Here is a 6,731-nt window from a genome sequence, read left to right on the forward strand (position 1 = left end):
GCTGGGAGAGGTCAAATCTCGTTCCAACTGTGATAAAAATCCCTTGGTCAGTTCACTGCGGCTTGCCAGCTCTTCCAGGGTCAGCCCGTTTTTGATTCTTAAGTCCTTGATCTTGGATCCAATCTTCATAACATCCCTCCAGTTTTCTAACACTAAACTTTTAGTTTATTTAAAGAAACAAGATTATTATACCTTTTTTCAATCAGGAATCAATATAAAATCCCATTTTTATGATATGATTAAACCACTGTAAAGGAGAGCGCATGCCAGATAGAAAAAGAAACATCACTCTGGGCATTCTTGCCCATGTAGATGCCGGAAAAACAACGCTTGTCGAAAGCTTCCTCTACAATGCCGGAAACATTCGAAAATTAGGACGCGTCGATCATCAGGACGCTTTTCTGGATTATGACAGCCAGGAAAGACAACGTGGAATCACGATTTTTTCCAAACAAGCACATTTTGAATACAAAGAAACCCAGATAACGATTCTGGACACACCCGGGCATATCGATTTTTCCTCGGAAATGGAAAGGACGCTGCAGGTTCTTGACGGAGCCATTCTTTTGATCAACGGCCAGGACGGTGTGCAGCCTCATACCCAAACCATATGGGAATGCCTGAAACATTATCATGTGCCTACCATTTTCTTTATCAATAAGATGGACATCAGTCACCACACCAAAGAAGAGCTGCTCAAAGATGTGCAAAGACATTGTTTTGCCAACGCATTCGATGTCCAGGCCAAAGATTTCTTTGAACAAGTCTCCTTGTGCGACGAAAGCTTATTGGAAGAATATCTCCAAGATCAGAAGCTCTCTTTAGACACCTTAAAACTTGCCTGGGCCAGGCGGCAGTTTTCCCCGGTCCTTTTTGGAAGCGCCTTAAAAAACAACGGTGTAAAAGAATTGATGGATCTTATCGTTACCTATCCCATTGAAAAGGAATATCCCGAAGAATGGGGAGCCCGCGTCTTTAAGATCACCAAAGACGACCAGGGAAATCTTTTGACCCATATCAAGATCACCGGAGGGATTCTGAAACCAAAACAGATCCTCTTTGATGAAGAAAAAATCGATCAGATTCGGTTATACAATGGACAAAGCTACAAACTCTTGCCCATTGCCTATGCCGGTCAGGTCGTCAGTTTAAAAGGGATCCATCACGCCTATATTGGACAAGGCCTGGGATTTGAAAACGACAGTCTGCCTGGCACTTTGAACGCCTATTTGAATTACCGAATGATCTTGCCCGACCGCTGTGATCCTTTAGAGATCCTGCCGGTGTGTGAGCAGCTGGCCAGCGAAGATCCAACCCTTGAAGTCGAATACAACGAACAAAACCGCCACATTTCTTTGCATCTTATGGGGGATATCCAAATGGAAGTTCTCCAGAAGCGCATCCAGGAAATCAGCGGTATTTCGGTTGGATTTGGACTTGATCACGTCACTTTTAAAGAAACGATCAAAGAACCGGTGATTGGAATGGGACACTTTGAACCATTGCGCCATTATGCCGAAGTAATGCTTCGATTGGAACCTTTGCCCCGCGGGTCGGGCCTGCAGTACCAGATCGATCTAAAGCACGACGATCTGGCCTTGAACTGGCAGCGACTGATCATTCATTCTCTCCAACAAAAACATCATCGCGGCGTGTTGACCGGCTCAGAGATCACCGATATGAAGATCACGCTGATTGCCGGAAAAAGTCACCTGAAACACACCGAAGGGCAAGACTTCCGACAAGCCTGTTTCCGGGCCGTCCGCCAGGGATTAAAAAGTACCGAATCGATCTTATTGGAACCCTACTACAAATTCACTTTATTGATTCGTCCTGATTTTCTTGGCAAAGCCCTTTATGATCTGGAAAACAAAAAAGCTAAAGTCGAAATCAAAGAAACCCCGGAAGGTTTGATGAAAATTACAGGAAGCGCTCCGGTTCGGACCATGATGAATTACCAGAATGAAGTGATTGCCTATACCAAAGGAACCGGGCGTTTCACCTGTCAAATGGATGGATATCATCCCTGTGATGATCCGGAAGAAATCATCGCTCAGATCGGATACGACAGTGAAAAAGATCTGAAAAACCCTACCGGTTCGATCTTCTTTTCGCAAGGCTCCGGTTACTATGTTCCTTACGATGAAGTCAGCCAGCATATGCACATTCAGCTAAAGACCGAAAAAGAAAGCACGGCCCCTTTGGTCAAACATACCGTAAAGGAAGAAGAGCTTAAAAAAGTCTTTGATTCGTTAGGCGGCCGCAACAAAAAAGCAGAAAAAAAAGAAAAGAAACCGAAAAAGAAAATCGATTTGAATATCGATAAAAAAGAAGCGATCCCCGTCAAAGAAGAGTGCCTGATCATAGACGGCTACAATATGATCTACTCATGGAAGGATCTGATTCCCCTGGCCAAAGCGCATATCGAAACGGCCAGAGATGTCCTGATCGACCACATCGCAAATTATCAGGGTTACCGTCAAATCAAGGTCTTGCTGGTGTTTGACGGCTACCGTGTTTTCAACAATGCCGGTTCTTCCTTCCGGCAGGGCGGATTGGATGTGATCTACACAAAGACCGGCCAAAGCGCCGATCAGTATATTGAAAGAAAGGTCCATGAGCTCAAAAAGAAATATCGTATTTCCGTGGCCACCAACGATGGATTGATCCAAACCTCGATCCTGGCCAATGGGGCTCGGCGCATGACAAGTGGCGAACTGGAAAAACAAGTGCTTTCCGTAAACAAAAAAGCTTTGGACCATCTAAAAAAGCCATGAGAAATTTCTCATGGTTTCTATTTTTTCTGAGCGAAAAACACCCAGTATCCTTTATCCTGATCCACTTTCTGTACTTTTGCTCCTTTTGATTCCAGATACTTGATAGCACTGGCGGCTCCATGTTGTTTACGCATCACGATCCACAGATGTCCTGCAGGCTCCAAATGTTCAAGGCATTCATCAAACAAGCGATAGATCACCTTTTTCCCTGTCCGGATCGGCGGGTTCAAAAGAATGCAGGAAAACTGTCCTTCCCGGATCCCGTCCTGACATAAGACTTCGGCATCGATCCCATAGAACTCACAGTTTTTCTTAGCGAGATCCACCGCCTTTTCATTGATGTCGATCATTGTCATTTGACAATCCCACATCGTCTTCAAGACGATCCCGACCGGTCCGATCCCGCATCCCAGATCCAGAACACTGGACGCAGACTCTTCCTGCCGCAAGATCGTTTCCAACAAGAAACGAGTCCCTGTATCCAGGCGGTCTTTACTAAATACACCGCTGTTGGACTGCAGGGTATATTCTTTTCCTTCCAGAAGAAAATGGATGGAACTTGGACAATCTTTTAAATGGGGATCATTTTCAAAATACTGACTCATACTTTTTATTATACAAATCTCAAAAGAAAAAGCCAGTTTCCTGGCTATTCCATAGAGATCGGTGTATATCCGGCTTCTTCTACGGCCGTTTTCAAGACCTGATCATCCACTGCCTGATCCATATGGATCACAGCCTTCTTCGATTCCAGATCCACATCCGCTTTTGTGACCCCATTCACTCCTTCCAAAGCTTTCTTGACATGGGCCACACAGTGCTGGCACATCATTCCATCCACTTTCATCGTTTTTGTCATTGTTTCTTCCTCCTTTTGTTGAATGACTTTTTCTATTTTTTCCTCCAGCTGAACACTTGGCTTGAACCATCGTAACCGCAATGCATTGGCACATACGCAAACCGAACTCAGCGACATGGCTGCGCTGCCGATCATAGGAGATAAGCGCCATCCAAAGAACGGATAGAACAAGCCGGCTGCCAAAGGAATTCCTAAGGCATTATAGAAAAATGCCCAGAAAAGATTCATATGAATATTGCGAATTGTTTTATGACTTAACTCAATGGCCGTATTGACATCCAGTAGGGAACTCTTCATCAGGATGACATCGGCACTGTCGGCTGCGATATCGGTTCCGTTTCCAATCGCGATCCCAATATCCGCGCGCATCAAACTCGGGGCATCGTTGATGCCATCGCCCACCATGATCACTTTACGTCCCTGATTCTGGAAATCACGAATCACGCTTTCTTTATCCGCGGGCAAGACATCGCTGATGACTTTATCGATCCCCAGATCTTGCGCAATCGCCCTGGCCGTATTTTCATTGTCTCCTGTCAACATCACCACCTGAAGATTCTTTTTCTTGAACTCCCGAATCGCGGCCCGGCTGGTTTCCTTGACTGTATCCGCCACGCTGATCAATCCCTGGACCTTTTGATCTTTGACAAACAACAAAGGGGTCCATCCTGCCTGAGAAACCTGATCCATCGCATCCAGAACGGCTTGCGAAAGGATAACTCCTTCTTCCTGACAATATCGCCGGTTGCCCGCAAGATACGTATGGCCCTGGGATGTCGCCTTAATGCCTTTTCCGGTCACGGAGACAAACGAATCCATCGCCGTAAATGCGATTTTTCGATCTTTGGCATAGTTCACAACCGCCTGTCCCAGAGGATGGCCGCTGCCGGCTTCTAAGCCCGCTGCCCAGGATAATAATTCTTTTTCTTCTGTAAAAGACAATACCTGCTGTACACTTGGTTTGCCGCTGGTGATCGTTCCGGTCTTATCCAAAACGATCGTATCCATATGGGCCAGATTTTCCAGCGAGGCCGCGCTCTTGATCAGAATGCCATATTCAGCCGCTTTTCCGGTTGAAACCATGATGGCGACCGGTGTTGCCAGTCCAAGAGCACAAGGACACGAAATCACCAGAACCGCTACCGCATTGGACAAGCTGAATTCTATATCCTGTCCTAAAAGGATCCAGATCACACCGGTAAGAAGGGCGATCAGGATCACCACCGGCACAAAGATTCCGGCAACCTTATCCGCAATGCGGGCAATCGGTGCTTTGGAATTTCCGGCTTCATCCACCAGCTGAATGATTTGCGCCAGCGTCGATTCTTCGCCGACCTTGGATGCTTCAAAGACAAACGACCCATTTTGATTCAAGGTGGCTGAAAGAACCGTGTCCCCGGCTTCTTTGTCCACAGGGATACTTTCCCCGGTGATCGCACTTTGATCCACTACACCGGTCCCGGAAATCACTGTCCCATCGGCCGGGATCCTGTCCCCAGGACGTATCACGATTTGATCGCCCTTCACAAGATCTTCCGCCGGGATCGAGATCTCCTTTCCATTACGAATCACATGGGCCATTTTCGGTGTAAGATCCACCAGTTTATCCAGTGCATCTCCGGTCTTCTTTTTCGAACGCGATTCCAGGTATTTTCCCACACTGACCAGGGTTACGATCATCGCTGCCGATTCAAAATACATCGCATGCATCGAGTGATGGACCATTTCCATATGTCCATATCCAAAACCATAAGCCATCTGATATACGGCATACAGCCCGTAAAGATAACTGGCCGCAGAACCGATGGCCACCAAAGAATCCATATTGGGAGCTTTATGGAACAGCGATTGAAAACCATGGATGAAAAAATGACGCTGTATGAATAAAACGATCGTCGCCAACAAGACCTGGCTCAATGCCGACATCATCGCATTCGGCTGACCCGATAAGATCGGAAGTCCCATCATCGGGCCCATCGCAATCAACATCAAAGGCACCAACAGACCGATAGAAGACATCAGCCGGATAAAAGATTTTTTTTGTTCTTCCTGTGCTTTGGCCTGCCTTTCATTCCACTCTTTCTGAAAAGAAGACTTTTCCTGTTGGATGCCTTTTTCATCCGCTCCATATCCAATCTGTCTGACGGCCTGACAGATCATTTGGCTGTCTACTTTAGAATCATCAAATTCCACTTTCATCGAATTCGACAACAAAGAAACATCCACATGGTCCACACCGTCCAGTTTGGATACCGCTTTAGTAACATTGGCCTGACAGGCTGCACAAGTCATTCCTGTCACTTGAAACTGTTTTTCCAAAATCTCACCTACTTTAACTTTTTGATCAGAGTCATGACCTCATCCATGACTTCTTTATCGTTGTTCTGAACTTTTTCCCGAACACAAGTTTCCAAATGATCGTGAAGGATTCGATATCCCAAAGACTGAAGAGCGCTTTCCAAAGCCGAAATCTGAATTAGGATATCCATACAGTACCGGCCTTCGTCCAACATCTTTTCAATGCCGTTGAGCTGTCCCATCATTCGATGAAGACGGTTTTTTAAATTCTTCAGTTCTTCACTGTCCCTGGGAATATGTTTATATCTTTCACTCATCCTACCACCTCGCACTCATTGTATACCCTATAGAGGTATAATTCAACTTGGATGCCCATGGCAATTCTTCATTCTCATCTTCTCCATTTCGCTATATAATAAAACCAGAGAAGGAGGAATTCTATGAACCCTAAACAACTTTCTTTTCAGAATACCGCCGCGACGATCATCAAGAATCTCAAAAAGAGAAATATGAACGGCTATTATTGCGCCTTAAAGGAAGACGCTTTGAAAAAAGCTCTGGAGATCATTCCTGAGAACAGTTCCATTGGATGGGGCGGATCGGTCACGCTGGATCAGATCGGCTTGATCCAGGCTTTGAAAGATGGAAACTATGAGGCGATCGACCGTATGCAGAAAGCCCCCAAAGAACAAGCCGCCAGGATCTTTAATGCGGATTTCTTTTTAATGAGCACCAATGCGATCACTCTGGATGGCGAACTGATCAACGTCGATGGCCGCGCCAACCGAATCTGTTAT

Annotated in this window: 6 protein-coding genes; 2 read left to right on the forward strand and 4 right to left on the reverse strand. The window is 45.9% G+C overall.

The window, feature by feature from the left end; genetic code table 11:
- The coding region (locus Q0K03_RS06865) for a helix-turn-helix transcriptional regulator (RefSeq protein WP_297238975.1) at positions 1-129 on the reverse strand (129 nt) is incomplete at its 3' end.
- 134 nt (positions 130-263) lie between these two features.
- On the opposite strand from Q0K03_RS06865, the gene Q0K03_RS06870 reads away from it, so the two are divergent.
- Positions 264-2,777 carry a translation factor GTPase family protein gene (locus Q0K03_RS06870; RefSeq protein ID WP_297238970.1) on the forward strand — a complete coding sequence of 838 codons (2,514 nt, stop codon included), beginning with the start codon at positions 264-266 and terminating at the stop codon, positions 2,775-2,777.
- 17 nt (positions 2,778-2,794) lie between these two features.
- Here Q0K03_RS06870 and Q0K03_RS06875 read toward each other — a convergent pair whose 3' ends face one another.
- From Q0K03_RS06875 to Q0K03_RS06885, 3 genes are read right to left on the reverse strand one after another with little or no spacing between them, the layout of a single operon-like run.
- Positions 2,795-3,382 carry a methyltransferase gene (locus Q0K03_RS06875; protein WP_297238971.1) on the reverse strand — a complete coding sequence of 196 codons (588 nt, stop codon included), beginning with the start codon at positions 3,380-3,382 and terminating at the stop codon, positions 2,795-2,797.
- A 44-nt stretch (positions 3,383-3,426) separates the two neighbouring features.
- The gene (locus Q0K03_RS06880) at positions 3,427-5,955 is read right to left on the reverse strand and encodes a heavy metal translocating P-type ATPase (RefSeq protein ID WP_297238972.1); all 2,529 of its coding nucleotides are present in this window, start codon (positions 5,953-5,955) and stop codon (positions 3,427-3,429) included.
- An 8-nt stretch (positions 5,956-5,963) separates the two neighbouring features.
- The gene (locus Q0K03_RS06885; protein ID WP_297238973.1) at positions 5,964-6,251 is read right to left on the reverse strand and encodes a metal-sensing transcriptional repressor; all 288 of its coding nucleotides are present in this window, start codon (positions 6,249-6,251) and stop codon (positions 5,964-5,966) included.
- Positions 6,252-6,374: 123 nt separating this feature from the next.
- Between Q0K03_RS06885 and Q0K03_RS06890 the strand changes: the two genes are divergently transcribed.
- Positions 6,375-6,731, forward strand: a 357-nt coding sequence (locus Q0K03_RS06890) for a lactate utilization protein (protein ID WP_297238974.1), incomplete at its 3' end; no start/stop codon positions are given.

Origin of the sequence: uncultured Faecalicoccus sp. (assembly GCF_944327125.1) — a bacterium.
Lineage (GTDB): Bacteria > Bacillota_I > Bacilli_A > Erysipelotrichales > Erysipelotrichaceae > Faecalicoccus.